Raw genomic sequence first — 14,589 nt, forward strand, 5'->3', positions numbered from 1 at the left:
ATAAAAGTAACGTCTACCAAGAAAAAGGACTCTACCGTTCACCACTGCGTGTTCAAATCCTATTGTTCCGAGGTCATTACTTTACATTCGGCTTTTCGTTATAATTCTGGTTCACGATTGGCATCTTTGGAATAAACGTACATTAGCGGTTCTTCACGGCCAACCGCATAGGCTGCTTGTGGCACATAGGCACTCATGAAAATATAGTCCCCTTTTTCCACTGGATACCATTCATTGTCCAAATTGTACATCCCTTGGCCACTAATTAAATACGCGCCATGCTCTTGGACATGCGTTTCAATGTAGGCATGACTAGCACCTGGTTCAAAAGATAAGATATGCATATTCATATCAAAGTCAAACTCTTTCGGCAATAAACTCCAAAGCAAGACGTCTGTCATTCCTTCATATTCTTCGGGTTGTTGGTCATGAATTGACCCAACCACTTTATAAGGTTGATGGCCCGCCAACGGCTGATAGCGTTTTTTATATAAGAAAACTTCTGTGTCCGCTTCCTGTGCGTTCGCTAAATACATTTTCATTTCAGGCGTAAAGTAGGCGTAGCCCCCGGCTTCAAGTTCATGAGTTTCTTGACCATCTGAAACGCGCAAACGACCGTCAATGACATAAACCAACGTTTGAATCCCGTCGCCACCAAAACCAGTTGTTTGTTGACCATTTTTATGAAACGTAGCAATGTAATCCACAAATGTCGCACCTAATTTAGGCGATCCCAAAATGGAAATATCGACATTTTCAAAACCAGGTACTGCATTTTGCACCAAACCATCATGGGGAATAATGGCGTAATTGTCTTTTTTTATCACAGCTCTTGATGTTAACAATTCTTTTTGGTAACCAACTCGATTATTTTTATAACCCATCACAATTCTTCCTTTTCTATCTTATTTATACGCTAATTCATATAAGGTATCTGCTAAAAGCTTGACGCCTTCAACCAAATCTGGAAATGCCGTTGCTTCTGCTGGATTATGACTAATCCCACCAATACTTGGCACAAATATCATCGCTGTCGGGTAATGGGGCGCAATAATTTGCGAATCATGCCCAGCGCCACTATGCATCATACGATACTGATACTTGCCTTCTTTGGCTTTTTGTTCAATAACTTCTACAATTGCTTGATTCATCGGTACAGGGGCTTCATCCATCCAGCGGTCAATTGCAATCGTTAAGCCTAATTCTTGAGCAATTGTTTTCATCCGTTCTTCTAATTCACCGGTAAAATGTCGTAAAAAAGCAGCGTCGGTATGACGGCAGTCAATTGTAAATTCCACTTCTCCAGGCACCACGTTGACTGTATTGGGTTTCGGAATAACTTTGCCGAATGTTAAAACTAACGGATCCCCAATTTCGTTCGCACGATCAATGGCTTCTGCACAAATTTTAGCAAAGCCATATACCGCATCATGACGGTAACTCATTGGCGTAGTGCCTGCATGATTGGCTTGCCCTTTTAAGTTAACCGTGTAGCGACGTTGCCCTACAATACTATGAACAACACCGACTTGGAGCTTTTCGTTCTCTAAAATATTGCCTTGTTCAATATGAATTTCGACAAATGCTTCAATGTCCTCACGTCTAGTTTGCTCCTGCCGAAAATCAAAGCCTTGGCGATGCATCTCATCAACAAACTTTTTACCTTCGTTGTCAGAGATATCGACTACTTCTTCACGTTTGGCTTCACCAACGACATTTTTGCTTCCCCAGAAAACCGTTGGAAAACGACTCCCTTCTTCTTCAGCCATGGAAAGCACTTCTAAAGAACGCCGTGGTTTCCCATATTTGTCTAATAAATATTGAACAGCCGTCATGGAAGCAATAACACCATATTGACCATCTAAGGTCCCACCATTAACCACGGTGTCGATATGTGACCCAGTTAAAATCGTTTCCTGAGAAAATTCCGTTCCTGCCACTCGACAAAACAGATTCCCGACTTCGTCAAATTGCGTTTCCAGTCCAAACGCCTCAGTTTGACTTTGCACATACTTTTGTGCTGCCAACCACGAATCTGTATAAAGTAAGCGTGTCATCCCTCCTGCAGGATCACTCCCAATTGCTGACAACTCTTCGATTCTTTGTTTTAAAACTTTTTCCAAGTCCATCACAAAACCTCCTGACTGATTACACTCTGATTGTAAACGTTTCCCTAGCTATCTTCATTGTACTTATCAAACAAAATTAAGCCTTTTTTTGTGCAAAATAGCCAATGAACATCCTCTAACTCGTGGACAGAGGTGCTAATTCAATCACGCTTCTGTCCCTTTACATTTCTAAAATAAGTGTTTAATTTTTGATAAATACGCCGTTAAACGCCTCGGTTACTCCAGTTTCTTGTGCGTAAATTGTTTCGCCTCTTAAAATTGTTTGAATCACTTGGGCCCCAATTTCACGACCAATGTAAGGACTAATTTTATTTCGATATTCTAAATCTTCTGCTTTTAAGATATACGGCGCATTAGGTTTAATTAGTACAAAATCGGCATCCTTACCAATGCTGATGCGGCCCTTTTGTGCTAAGTGATAACGGTCAGCTGGATTTGCTGCAATCAGATCCGCGAATTGTTTCAAGGATAAACCACGTTTTTGAACAGCTTCATCGAATAACACATCGACGTTATTTTGAACACCAGAAATGCCGCCCCAAGCTTCAAAAGCATTGGTTGTATCTTTTAAGTCTGGCGTACAAGGAGAATGGTCAGAGGTTACAAACGCGATTCCGCCTGTTTGCACGTGGTTCCATAAGGCGGCTTGTTGGTCCGCGTCACGAATCGGCGGTGAACATTTGACAACTGGACCAATGGCATCAAGTTCATCCGTGGTAAAATATAAATAATGCGTACATGTTTCACAAGTCACATCTACCCCTTCTGCTTGGGCTTTTAAAACTTCTTCCACACCTTCTTGACAAGCCACATGACAAATATGAATCCGACAACCTGTTTCTTTGGCAAATAAAATAGCTTTTTGAATCGCTTCAACTTCGGTAAACACAGGACGTGTAGCTACATATGCTGCTAAAGTCGTTTCGCCATTTTGATAAGCTAACGCGCCTAATTTATCCGTAATTGGCGCATTTTCTGCATGGATTGCTAGCACTTTGCCAGTCTTGGCAACTTGTTTCATTCCTTCATATAGTGAATAATCGTCGACATTTTGAAAATCTCCTTCAATTGAACGATCGCCGCACGTTCCCAAAAAGCATTTATAGCCAGAAACGCCTCCTTCATCAAGTTCCTGAATCCCACCAGCCAAGTTGGTCGGGACCACGCCCCCAAATGACCCTACATCTACTTTTAGTTTATTTTCTCCTGCCTTGTATTTGATCTCAAGAGAGGTCTTATCCACAGTTGCTGGAATCTGATTTAAAGGCATTTCCATAAAGGTCGTCACGCCCCCTTTGGCACAAGCGGCTGTTCCTGTGACATACCCTTCCCATTCATCGCGGTAACCACCACCAGGATCGGTAATATGAACATGAGCATCCACCATCCCAGGACTAACGACTAAACCCGTCGCATCAATCACACGTTCTCCTGACAAGTCTTGCCCAATCGCTACGATTTTTCCTCCTTGAACGGCGACATCCGTAATGACTTCTCCAGTTTCTAAAATAACTAACCCGTTTTTAATCACTAACTCTGCTTGCATTTATTTTCCCTCCTGATAAGCTGTTTCTTTCACTTTTTTTGAATCCCAAGTCCATTTTTTTAACACTAAGTACAGCACAAAACCTGTGGCAAAGCCCACAAACCACGAAATATCAGCAATGATTTTAACCTGTGGAATAAATTGACCACTTAAGGAAAGAACCAACGCCAGAATAGTAGCGACATACGCCGGCTTGTTTAATCCGTAAAAAGGATTGGCTTCCTCTTTTTTGTGTTTATCTACGTATAAAGCATTTAAATCAATTTGTTGCTTTTGAACAAAATAATAATTCGCAATCATCACACCAGCGACTGGTCCTAAAACAGCCCCAATTGCGTTCAGAAAAATAAAAATACTATCGGCGTTTTCCATCAGTTTCCAAGGCATAATAAGAAAGCTAATAACACTGGCAATCATGACGCCTTTTTTATACGTCATTTTTTTAGGAAATAGCGCCGCCAATTGATAACCTGCCGGAATGATGTTCCCTGTTGCATTCGTTGAAATAGTCGTTAATAAGAAAACCGACATGGCTAAGACCACCACCGCCACATTATCTAAACGATCAATAATGTTTAAAATATTCCATTCTTGAATCCCAAAATACAGCGAACCACCTAACAGAATAACCACACTAGAAAAAGCGAAAATCCCATAACCAACAACTAAACCTGCTGTTTGCCCCACAACCTGAGCACGTGTCGAGCGCGCATTCTTAGTAAAATCCGCCACACTCGCACCAGGCGCTGACCAAACGGCCACAACCGAGTTAAAAATAATCAGATACGCCACCAGTGGATTGACTGAACGAATCGCACCAGAAACTTGATAGGACAAAATTGGTGTTAAACCGCCCCCAGCTCGAATGGCCCAAATCGTTAATCCAATAATAACGACATAAATCAACGGACTTAAAATGGCGGTAAAACGGTTCAAAATTTTGCTACCACCGAAACCTATTGCCACATTTAAGAGCCAGAAAAGAGTAAACGCCATTAATTCAGGTAGCCTGAGACCAAAAAACTGGAATGATCCACCAATTTGTAAAAAGTTCGGCCAAAATTTCCCGAGAATAATTAATAAAGCCAGCGATCCTGTAAATGTTTGCAGACCAAACCAAGCAATCGCGGCCACACAACCTCTTAAGAACCCTGGCAGTTTTGCCCCGAGACTGCCATAAGTAGACTGTAAGTGCATCGCAAAAGGAATCCCATATTTAGAGCCAGCCACGCCATTCAAATTCATGAAAGTTGCTACAATGAATGAGCTTAACACAACTGCCAGCATAACTTGCAGCGGCGATAAACCTAAGAAAATAAAGCCGCCCACTGCTGCATAATTCGGGATATTATGAATCGAACCCATCCATAATGTAAAAAAATTGCGCGCGCCCATCGTCCGTTGTTTCGGGCTACTTGGCAACAAATCCTCATTGTAGCCACGTGCTTTCATCGCTGTTTCTTCTTGAGCTGTTACTTGAGACACATTTTTCTCCACGACAAACTCTCCTTTTTATTAAAAATTTTTTTCTATTAAAACACCCTGCCTTCTCTTTTTTGTCACTTTTGCACAAACATGCGTACTACTATCACCACACGAATTGTAAGCGCTTTTTATAACAAGAATCATTAGTTACCCCAACTAAATAACAAACGATTCTTTGTTCACTTTGAACGAAAAAATAGCAACCTTTTTTATATCGCCCTCTCACTCTAGAAAATAAGAAACAAATCTTTTTATTCACATATTATGTACAACTTCTCTTTTTCAATGCTAAAATACGCTTATTATTAAAAATGACATAAATAAATTATACAGTTAAATGAAATCCAACACAACATTTTTTAATCAAACACACACAAAACGGATAAACTGAAGTGGATTTTCAGGAAGAGACCCATCCTAAAAAAAGACGCTGACAAAAGAGTTTTCTCACAAGATCGACAACTTTTCACAGATTTAAAATCTTCTTTTTCAATTTTTACGTTTTAAAAAATAACATTTTGAAAATAAAAAAATGCTTAATTTTAGTCAAAAAAATAAACAAAGATTTCTGATTTTATCAGAAATCTTTGTTTCTAAATTTTCTTGCTATAATTCCTTTAACAAAATAAAATCCGTCTGTTCATCGTCTCCCATAAAAAATGAATGTTGACTATAATAGCGGTAGCCAATCGTTTTATAAAATGCCCGCGCCGCATCATTGTGTTCCCAGACACCTAGCCACAGTGCGTTTTTACTAAATTCACGAGCTTTCTCTTCCGCCAGTTCTAACAATTGTGTTCCCAGCTTCTTTCCTTTAAACGCAGGCAAAATATACAATCGCTCAACCTCGAGCTTTTCTGGCCCCATCGGTTCCGTTTGTGCCCTCTCACGATTTAATTTCATGTAGCCAGCTAATTGATTATCGACAAAGATAAAATAAAAGTCAGAGTGGGGATTAGCCAATTCCTTTTGTAATTTTTCTAAATTGTAGGCTTCTACTAAATAGGCTTGCATATTTTCTGGCGTATTGTACGGTCCAAAAGTATCTGTATAAGTTTCAATGCTGATTTCTTGTAACGCTGGTGCATCTTCTATTGTTAATTGTTTTATTTCTCCCATCAATCAGTCGTCCTTTCCTTAATAATTTCGAGTGTTCCCTTTTTTGACAAATTCCCAATCTTCGCTGACATTTTTACGCATCCGGACTAAGTAATCTGCCAATTGTGAAATTTCCACTTCTGACAAGCCTTGCAAAGCAACTTGATTCGAGTGTTGATTTTCGCGCACAATGATTGGATAAACGTTTTTCCCTTTTTCTGTGGCATAAATCCGCTTAATTTTTTTGTTGATTGCATCTTCTTGACGATAAATAAAGCCTTGTTCTTCCAAACGCTTAATCGCCCGCGCCGCTGTGGTTCGATCAACTTTAATCAGTTCGGCGATCTTTTCTTGGATAATTCCAGGATTTTCACAGACCCTGACCAAATAAAGATATTGTCCTCGTGTTAAAGATAATTCCTTAAATTCAATATTACTGATTGAATCTAAAGCCCGCGCAATCATGCCAATTTCTCTTAAAATATCTGTCACTAGGACACTTCCTTTCGCTAATATTTTATGATTGTCATTACTTTAACTTATTTTTGTTGCAAATGCAACAAAAATAAGTATAAAAACTACAGATTTAAACAATTTGAGCATTCGTGAAAATAAAATAATTATTTCTTTTGTTATATTAACAAGTAAGATAAAATTAGTTATAGCGTCTATAGGAGGAATAGTATGAAAAAATTATTTTGTGTTATTTTAGTTATTTTTTTAACAGGTTGTAGTTCTCAAAAAGCGAATGAACCTAAAAAACAAGAAAATTCTACCAATCATACAACATCAATGAAAAGCAGTGCTAATCATTACAGTTCTAGCACAGAAACAAGCTCTAATAATAAACTAAAACAAACTTCAGAAAGTGCCAGTACCACTCAAGCTTCGGCAAAGTCTAAAAATGAAGTATCCACAAATGTCGAAGAAGCAAATTCTTTAGAAGCAACACCTTATGCTGTCGATCTTAGTAGTTTAAACAATCCACTCGTATTTAATTTTAAAGGAATGAATGTGCCAACTTCAATTACGTTAGAGAACTTAAATTCAACACCAACTGCTACCTTCCGAACTAAATTGTTTGGGGCTGAAAATGGTCAAGTGAAAGAAGCCATTAATAAATATGAGCTATCTATAAATACAATTCCTACAAAAGAGATTAGAATATTTTCAGCGGCCGATAACAGTATTCGCACCGTTAAAGTAAATACAGAATTAATTTTAGGAACTAATATTTCTTCAAACGATGAACAAAATAGATCGGGCACTTTATACTTATTCAACAATAAAAATGGTTCGATATCTTTAATCACTCCTAACTACGCAGGCAATGTTACGGATGATCAAAAAGACGTTATGCTAGAAGTAATTCAATAAATAACAAAAAAAATAATAAAGAGAAAACTTCATACTTAGAAGTTTTCTCTTTATTATTTTTTTAGGAACTCCTCTAGAAACTCGTTTTAGTCCCCACTTATTTTTCTTATTTCTTCACCCATTAAGCCCGCGATAGAAAATAGAACATTTTATTTGAAAATGAATTATTGTTCTGCAATATGCACCGTTTGTAAAAATTCTGCGACTGAGAAATGGTATTCTTTCTCTTGATTTCCTTGAATGGTTCGAATCATTTTTTCAACTTCTGGTTGCAGAGCGGCAAATTGAACTTGTTGTCCACGACCTTCTGCTGCAAGACAAAATTCTTCTAAAATATCTAACGCCGTACTATCAATGCTAGGAACTCCTCGCATTGAAAATACTACACCACTTTTTGTTTCCAATTGCAGTAACGTTTGTTTCAATCGTTCAGAAGACATGAAAAATAACGGGCCACTCAAATAAACCACCACCCAATTTTCCGTACAATCGGTCGGTACTAGCCCCATTCTTGACCAATCAACTTCCTCGACATTAATCGTAATCACGGCACTTTTCGCAATGAAAAACAGGCAACCCGCTAAGACCCCTAAAACAATCGCTAAACTCAAGTCAAAAATAACGGTCGCTACCATCGTTAAGAAGAATAAACATAGGGCTGTGTGGAAACGTTTCTGGAAGAATTCTTTAATCACCGACCATTCATTCATTCGCCACGCTGTCACCACTAAAACACCAGCTAACGCAGGCATGGGAATTTTAGACATGACTGGCGATAAAAGCAACATCGATAACAATAAAAAGACTGCATGAAAAATACCCGCTAAACGTGTTTGCGCACCAGATTTAATCACTACGCTCGTGCGGGCAATCGCTGCCGTCGCAGGTACGCCACCGAAAAATGGCAAAATTAAGTTGCCAATTCCTTGTGCCACTAGTTCCTGATTACTGTCTAATGGTTTCCCTGTCATGCGACCAGCCGAAGCGCCACAAAGCAAACTTTCAATCATACCTAACATAGCAATGCTAATCGAAGGCACCAAAATATCCTGAAACGCACTTAATTGAAGCGAACCAAGTTCCAAACGTGTATCACTAAAAATACTTGTCGGAATTTTCCCTACAGTGGCCACTGGCAGTTGAAAAACCACTGTTGCTAACGTAGCTAAAATAATCATCACCAATGAAGCTGGTATCATCGCATTCCACTTTTTCGGAAAGAACACTAATCCAAGCACCACTAAAATCGACATAACCGTCGTTGGTATACTTAAATCAAAGCCCAATGAACGATAACTGCTGATTTTCTCAATTAAATTGTGGCCTTCTGAACGAACCCCAAAGAAATTATCAAGCTGCCCCAACGCAATAATAATAGCAATTCCTGAAGTAAACCCGGTAATGACCGGTGACGGAATAAAAGAAGTCAAGCTCCCTAAACGCAAAATCCCTGCCAAAAGCAAGAAAATTCCCGCCAAAAAGGTGGCCAACAAAATCCCTTGCATGCCATGCACTGCCGCAATTGACATTAAAATAGCTGCCATCGCACCTGTTGGTCCTGAAATTTGATAAAACCCACCCGAAAGGCTCCCAATCACAATTCCAGCGATAATCGCCGTGATCATGCCAGCTGCTGCAGTCGCGCCGCTGGAGACCCCAAACGCTAACGCTAACGGCAACGCGACGGCTGCGACAGTCAAACCTGCCAAGAAATCTTTTTTCAATTTTTTTTGATCATACCCTTTAAATTCATCCCTTATCATTTGTGTGTACTTTTTAAACATTCGCATCCTCTTTTCATGAAATTTCCATTCTAAAGATATCATATTTTCGGAAAGATAATAAGGTGTTTTGTGAAGGAAATCGCTAAAAAATTTTTTTCACCTCATTTAGACAAAATTGTCTAATATTTTAAGAATTTAGCCACCGCTGTTTCCTAGAGTATGATATGCTTAACTAGTAAACAGGCTTCACAAACTTACATTAATTGGGGGAAACTATTATGTGTACAGGCATCAAGATTATTTCCAAAACAAATGATATTTTTTATGGACGTACGATGGATTTTACGTTTGACTTTTTTGGCAACGAAGATCCAATTGCACCAAAAATCCCTACTCTAATTGCTCAATTTCCAAAAGGTACAATTCTAAACAGCCAACTAAATCCTTGGACGGCAAAATATGCCTTTATGGGACTAGCAATGTCAGGCACAGATCAACCAGCAAACGATGGTAAAACCGTCAGTCTTGCTATCACAGATGGTATCAACGAAGCCGGCTTATCTGGTGATATTCAATATTTAATGGAATCTTCAACAGCACCTGCTGAAAGTTTAGCAGATCGTGGTTTAACACCTCATATTGCAGAAGAAGTACTCGCTTATATTTTGAGTAATTTTGAAAGCGTTGACGAAGTAAAAGTAGCTTTTGAAAAAATCGGCCTGTTAGATCAAAAATTCCAACTTGATTCATTGGGGGAAGTTCATTTCACTTTACACTGGACCATTAATGATAAAAATAATAATAGTATCGTTTTGCAACCAACAGATAACGGAGCGTTCGTCATTTATGATTCGATTGGCGTAGTCACAAACAGCCCAGAATACAATTATCATTTAACCAATGCACGAAACTATATCGGAATGCGCAACTACGCTATTAAAGAACCTTACACTTTAAAATCAGGCGCAACACTTGACCCAATTGAAGGTGGGACTTCTTACGGACTATTAGGAATCCCAGGAGACTTCACTTCGCCGTCACGCTTCATTCGTGCGTTATACTATTCTGACAATCTCCAAGAATTTGATAGCTCTGAAGGGATTATGCAACTCTATCGCGCCTTCCAAACAGTGATGATTCCTCGGGGAATTGGCCATTTAGGTCAAAGTAATTCTCTGTCTGATTTCACACATTATTGGTCAGGATATGATGTGACTAATTTAACCATGTATGTCCAACCAGAAAGTACTACCTCATTTACAAAATACACTTTGGATCCAGCTTTAACAGAAGTTACTACTTTTGCTGTTTCTAACGAGCTACTACTAACAGATTTAAATCAATAAAAACACAAACAACGTCTCTGACCAGGTACTTGGTCAAAGACGTTGTTTCGTTCATTTTTCAGATAATGCGTTATACAACGGCGCTAATTCTTGAAGCGCCTGACAACTTTTTTCTTCAATCGTTTCAAGCTTTTCCGTCGCAAACCACAACTTACCGATCTGAAATGAGCGATTGCCTATCCGCTCTTCTAGAATTTTCCGTTGTTTTTCATCTGCTAAATAATCTTTTAAAGGCAAATGGTCCACTAGTTCATGCTCCTCCTGCGGCCAAATATAATAGCCTTCACAGTCGATGGTTTGGCTCCAAGCTTCTAAACGATTAAGCAATTGATTGTAAGCGACGACTGAGCCTGCCCGCTCCTCACTTTTGTAATGTTGAAACATCAAATATACTTGAAATTGCTTTTTATTTAATAACAACGCCAGACAAGCATTTTCCGCTTGGCGTTGCTCACTGCGATATGCAGCCCAGAAATGACTGCGTAAATTCCAGCCGTTGGTCCAGCTTTCGATTTTCGGCTTAGTGATGCCGAGTTCAGCTGGTAAACCTTGGGTGATTGCGAGGTTTAAGGCTTTCCACTTTTCCCAATGTTGCTTGTAGGTTTGCTTTAAGGCATCGATTTCTGCTGATGTTTGTTGCTCTTTGAGTTGTTTAAATGTGAAGATTTCTCGGTTGAATAGATTGAAGTCTTGATGGGTTAGGTTCATTTTATTCCCTCTTTTTAGTATCTTCTAGTTACTCTTAATAATTTTATTTTTCAATAGCCATTGTAAAAATAACACAAGGACTACAACTGGCCAAAGCGTGATGGGGAAAAAGAGCCCCACAAAAATGCCTGGTACAAGAATCGTTCCTAAGATTTGGGTTGTTAAACTCGTAGCAAAAATTGCGACAACAAAAAGCGAGTCAATTGTTGGGAAAAATTGTGCGACCGCAAACCCGATTAAAATAGCTGAAAAAACGACGGGAAAAATATCGCCACCTATCCAACCCGTGTGTAAACAAACTTGTAAAAATACTAGTTTCATTATCGCAGCGACCACCAAGATATACCAGGCTTGTTGACTACCAAAACTAGGAACTAAATGCATAAAAGATTGTCCTGAAAATAGTAATCTTGGCATTAAAATAACAAAAAGAAAAATACAGGCTGCACCAAAGCTTACCAGTATGCTTTGCTTTTCTTCAAAAGGTTGGCATAGTTTAGCCAGAGCAGCTTGCAACCATTGATAGGCGTTACTAATCACAAAAGCAGTTAATAAAGCGGGTAAAATCAGCCATAACGAAGCCATTTCAATTTTTCCAGTTCCTAACTTCGTAATAAACGATGGGTGTCCCACCAATTTCATTAAAAAGGTAAACACCACCAACCCGTTCACAATAAATAACCCGTTCATCACTTGTTTCAGTTTCTTTTTATCCACAGGAGCGAGCCTCGTATCGTAGCGCTGAACAAACTGTTGCGGATGTAGTAAGCGCTGGATTTTTGTCCAAAATGTTTGCTGTTCTTGCTCGTCATAATGAAAATAAAGGTACCGTAACTTATCAGATTGCCAGACTGACAACGAAATAATTGCTCCCAACAATGCGGCTTCAGGACCGACACCAGCCCCGAAAATTAAAATTACCAAGGCGGCCAATAAATTTCTAAACACACCTGAATAATCGACCGATTGTTTCGCCTTCAATTCTGTCAGCGCCTCATGCGCCGTTTGTGGTACTTGCCCGAAGCGTTTCTTCAGATAACTCAATACCCACGCTCCTAGCACACACAAGACAAAATAATAGAGGATTGGCCACTTCATTTGCGCTGGCAATACCTCCCAGAGCAGAGTCGTTAACTCTCCTTCAATGATTAAAAATGCTCCTGAAATTCCCGCGATGATACTACTTAAAAATAACCCACTGACGATAATTGTCCACATTTTTCTGTTACGCATACTTCCTCCAAATGATAGTTGTTTCTTTTATAGTAGCAGATAGTTAGTGGTTTGTGTTTGAAGATTTTGGGAAGGATTTATTTTTTTGAAAAAATTGAGGTTATGAAAAGATTCCATTTTTTATTGATTAAATTATCCTTCTTGTATAATCGTTTCTTTTAGCTATATATATTCCATTAAATTAAAAACCGCCACTTATATTGCTTCTTAAGTTCCCACAAATAACGCCACTTCCAGCGCCAACAAATCCACTTCCTTATCAAAATCCAACAGCACTAGCTGTTCAATTTTCTCCAATCGTTGTAACAAAGTATTACGATGAATAAAGAGCTTTTTGGCTGTTTGAGACAAGTTTCGTTTTGATTGAAAATAGACATTCAGTGTATGGACAAAGTCGGTATGTTGCTGTTGATCACTTTTCTGCAATGGTTGGAGATATTTGTTTCTGAGGGTTGCTTGTCCTTCTTCTAAAAAATAACGTTGTAGTGTCTGTCTAAGATGAAAATTCGCGTAGGAAGCAATCCTCATTTCAGGTTTTTCTGCAATGAATTGGCGTTGAAAGGCTAAAACGTCAATCGCTTGTTGATACGATTCATGAATCTGGGTCAGACCTTGAATCTTAGGTCCTATTGTTAGGAAAAGTTCCACATCTTCTTGTACTTTCATTAACTGATTTATGCTACTTTTTGCTAGGCGTTGCATCATTTTCAGATAATCGCCTTCTTTTTCAGGTGGATTTTCAACTAATAAGACAAAGGAACTGTCAATTTCAATACAAACAATTTTTTGTTTGTCCCCTAAGATAACTTGGTTTAGCTGGTTGCCTAAAATAGACATTCTTTCTTGCCTTTGGCGTTCATTTAAGGTTAATGAAATTAGCAAAATCGCATAGGGCTTATCTATTGCCAAGCGATAATATTGTTGAAATTGTTGGAAAACAGCTTGATCCCTCTTTTCATGCGCAATCAGCTTAAAAAATAATTCGTTTCGTTGTTGGTATTCTTCAAATTTCCGTGAGTATTCCAATTGCAATTGTAAAAGTAAGTAATGAGCTGTGATTTTAAAATGAGCCACGTCGACTGGTCGTAATGGGGCCAAGGTGTTCCAGACGAGCAAATAATATAAAATAACATTTTTCTTTTTAATTGGATAAATTTCAATTGGCACCACTTGGTTCTGGAGTTTCAACTGTAAATGAATCGGTTCTTGATAAAAGCGTAATAATGGATGACTTTGTTCCAGCAATTGTTTTTGGAACTCTGAGGTTTCTTGTCTATCTTCTAAAATGCTAGAAATACGAATTGGATTTTTAGGCAAGTCAAAAAAATTAACTCCTTCAAAGTGGTCATTCAATAACAAGACAGGATTTTGAATGGTTTCTGCTAGATCCTGCAGCAAATGAAAACTGCTACTTCCCGTTTCTAAGATTTGGTAAATTTTATTATGCAATGCGGTTTCTTGCGCATTCATGTCAAATTGTTCTAACGTGACACGACTTTTCAACACGTCAGCAATTTGCGAAAAGGTGTAATTGTAAGGAATTGCTAAAATAGGAACGTTCATTTCATCTGCTAATTTGATTAGGTCTGGTGGAACTTCTTCAAAATAACGTTGGGTTTTAAATCCTAAGGCAGCACAATGGTGTTTGGCTAGTTCTTTCAAAAAATTTTTCTGTAATTTCCGATCATCTTTAAATATGTACCCTGTCGTTAACAGCAGCTCACCTGCTGTTAACCAATCTAAAATATCAGGATTTTCTAAAATATTGACTTTTAAAATCGGTTGGTCCTGATTTTTATGTCCTGCCACTAAGGTAATGCCAGGCAATTCTTCTAACGTTAATAAATCACTCACTTTTAACATCATTTATCCTCCCAATGTACAAATTGTCCATTCAAACTTGTAAATCAATGTCATTTTTAGCAATTGTTTAGCGTGCTAGA

General features: G+C 38.6%; 12 protein-coding genes. 2 read left to right on the forward strand and 10 right to left on the reverse strand.

Annotation, left to right across the window (positions count from 1 at the left end; all coding sequences use genetic code 11):
• Nucleotides 1-98: 98 nt before the first annotated feature.
• From allE to sylA, 6 genes are all read right to left on the reverse strand, one after another.
• The gene (gene allE / locus IGL90_RS12175) at nt 99-884 is read right to left on the reverse strand and encodes a (S)-ureidoglycine aminohydrolase (protein WP_002384779.1); all 786 of its coding nucleotides are present in this window, start codon (nt 882-884) and stop codon (nt 99-101) included.
• Nucleotides 885-905: 21 nt separating this feature from the next.
• Nucleotides 906-2,129, reverse strand: a complete 1,224-nt coding sequence (gene allC, locus IGL90_RS12180; RefSeq protein WP_010825522.1) for an allantoate deiminase — start codon at nt 2,127-2,129, stop codon at nt 906-908.
• A gap of 181 nt (nt 2,130-2,310) precedes the next feature.
• A complete protein-coding gene (gene allB, locus IGL90_RS12185; protein WP_010825523.1) occupies nt 2,311-3,675 on the reverse strand; it encodes an allantoinase AllB in 1,365 nt (454 codons plus the stop codon).
• Nucleotides 3,676-5,172, reverse strand: a complete 1,497-nt coding sequence (allW, locus tag IGL90_RS12190) for an allantoin permease (RefSeq protein WP_016614926.1) — start codon at nt 5,170-5,172, stop codon at nt 3,676-3,678.
• A gap of 594 nt (nt 5,173-5,766) precedes the next feature.
• Nucleotides 5,767-6,279 (reverse strand): GNAT family N-acetyltransferase, encoded by a 513-nt coding sequence (locus IGL90_RS12195; protein ID WP_010825525.1) that lies wholly within the window; start codon nt 6,277-6,279, stop codon nt 5,767-5,769.
• Between the two features lie 18 nt (nt 6,280-6,297).
• A complete protein-coding gene (gene sylA, locus IGL90_RS12200; protein ID WP_010823229.1) occupies nt 6,298-6,750 on the reverse strand; it encodes a transcriptional regulator SylA in 453 nt (150 codons plus the stop codon).
• A gap of 192 nt (nt 6,751-6,942) precedes the next feature.
• Here sylA and IGL90_RS12205 point away from each other — a divergent pair, with 192 nt between their 5' ends.
• On the forward strand, nt 6,943-7,635 hold the full coding sequence (locus tag IGL90_RS12205) for a hypothetical protein (protein ID WP_048737586.1): 693 nt from the start codon (nt 6,943-6,945) through the stop codon (nt 7,633-7,635).
• A gap of 164 nt (nt 7,636-7,799) precedes the next feature.
• On the opposite strand, the gene IGL90_RS12210 is transcribed toward IGL90_RS12205, so the two are convergent.
• Entirely contained in the window at nt 7,800-9,461 is a 1,662-nt protein-coding gene (locus tag IGL90_RS12210) for a SulP family inorganic anion transporter (RefSeq protein ID WP_002397597.1), read from the reverse strand.
• A gap of 176 nt (nt 9,462-9,637) precedes the next feature.
• Between IGL90_RS12210 and IGL90_RS12215 the strand changes: the two genes are divergently transcribed.
• Nucleotides 9,638-10,705 carry a choloylglycine hydrolase family protein gene (locus IGL90_RS12215; RefSeq protein WP_048737588.1) on the forward strand — a complete coding sequence of 356 codons (1,068 nt, stop codon included), beginning with the start codon at nt 9,638-9,640 and terminating at the stop codon, nt 10,703-10,705.
• A gap of 51 nt (nt 10,706-10,756) precedes the next feature.
• Here IGL90_RS12215 and IGL90_RS12220 read toward each other — a convergent pair whose 3' ends face one another.
• The 3 genes from IGL90_RS12220 to IGL90_RS12230 form a co-directional block, all read right to left on the reverse strand.
• Nucleotides 10,757-11,413 carry a glucose-6-phosphate 1-dehydrogenase family protein gene (locus IGL90_RS12220; protein WP_002367365.1) on the reverse strand — a complete coding sequence of 219 codons (657 nt, stop codon included), beginning with the start codon at nt 11,411-11,413 and terminating at the stop codon, nt 10,757-10,759.
• A gap of 24 nt (nt 11,414-11,437) precedes the next feature.
• Nucleotides 11,438-12,646 carry a hypothetical protein gene (locus IGL90_RS12225; protein WP_002378924.1) on the reverse strand — a complete coding sequence of 403 codons (1,209 nt, stop codon included), beginning with the start codon at nt 12,644-12,646 and terminating at the stop codon, nt 11,438-11,440.
• Nucleotides 12,647-12,853: 207 nt separating this feature from the next.
• On the reverse strand, nt 12,854-14,512 hold the full coding sequence (locus IGL90_RS12230; protein WP_002378925.1) for a PucR family transcriptional regulator: 1,659 nt from the start codon (nt 14,510-14,512) through the stop codon (nt 12,854-12,856).
• Between the last annotated feature and the right edge of the window lie 77 nt (nt 14,513-14,589).

The sequence above is a fragment of the Enterococcus sp. DIV1307a genome, assembly GCF_050537425.1.
Lineage (GTDB): Bacteria > Bacillota > Bacilli > Lactobacillales > Enterococcaceae > Enterococcus > Enterococcus faecalis.

Coding starts and splice junctions, on each gene's coding strand:
- IGL90_RS12225 (WP_002378924.1), bottom strand. CDS start 12,646: ATGCGTAACAGAAAAATGTGGACAATTATCGTCAGTGGGTTATTTTTA.
- allB (WP_010825523.1), bottom strand. CDS start 3,675: ATGCAAGCAGAGTTAGTGATTAAAAACGGGTTAGTTATTTTAGAAACT.
- IGL90_RS12230 (WP_002378925.1), bottom strand. CDS start 14,512: ATGATGTTAAAAGTGAGTGATTTATTAACGTTAGAAGAATTGCCTGGC.
- allE (WP_002384779.1), bottom strand. CDS start 884: ATGGGTTATAAAAATAATCGAGTTGGTTACCAAAAAGAATTGTTAACA.
- allC (WP_010825522.1), bottom strand. CDS start 2,129: ATGGACTTGGAAAAAGTTTTAAAACAAAGAATCGAAGAGTTGTCAGCA.
- IGL90_RS12220 (WP_002367365.1), bottom strand. CDS start 11,413: ATGAACCTAACCCATCAAGACTTCAATCTATTCAACCGAGAAATCTTC.
- IGL90_RS12205 (WP_048737586.1), top strand. CDS start 6,943: ATGAAAAAATTATTTTGTGTTATTTTAGTTATTTTTTTAACAGGTTGT.
- IGL90_RS12215 (WP_048737588.1), top strand. CDS start 9,638: ATGTGTACAGGCATCAAGATTATTTCCAAAACAAATGATATTTTTTAT.
- IGL90_RS12210 (WP_002397597.1), bottom strand. CDS start 9,461: ATGATATCTTTAGAATGGAAATTTCATGAAAAGAGGATGCGAATGTTT.
- IGL90_RS12195 (WP_010825525.1), bottom strand. CDS start 6,279: ATGGGAGAAATAAAACAATTAACAATAGAAGATGCACCAGCGTTACAA.